The 241-nt window shown below is 68.9% G+C and carries 1 protein-coding gene; it reads right to left on the reverse strand.

Features of this window, described 5'->3' with window-relative positions; translation table 11 throughout:
• Positions 1–179 (reverse strand): NAD-binding protein (locus BN358_RS12605; RefSeq protein WP_198018462.1); only part of this gene is annotated, 179 nt, incomplete at its 3' end.
• Positions 180–241: the final 62 nt, after the last annotated feature.

A 241-nucleotide genomic window follows, 5' to 3' on the forward strand; every position in this document is an offset into this window, starting at 1 on the left:
TGGTCGAACCCGACGCCCTTGACCGTCTTGCCCTGGAACTCCGGGCCGAGTCGTCGGAAGGCGTCCTGCACGATGTCGATGACGGCGACCGAGTGGCCACGTCGCTCGAGTGCCCGGGCCAGGGACGCGCCCACGCGCCCACAACCCATGATGACGATGTGCACCGGCCCTGCCTCCACTCTGCGTCGGTACTGCCGCGGAAGACCCTATCCGGGCTACGCCCCGCGATGAAACCCGACGC

The sequence above is a fragment of the Sedimentibacter sp. B4 genome (assembly GCF_000309315.1).
In the GTDB taxonomy this organism is placed as follows: Bacteria; Bacillota; Clostridia; order Tissierellales; family Sedimentibacteraceae; genus Sedimentibacter; species Sedimentibacter saalensis.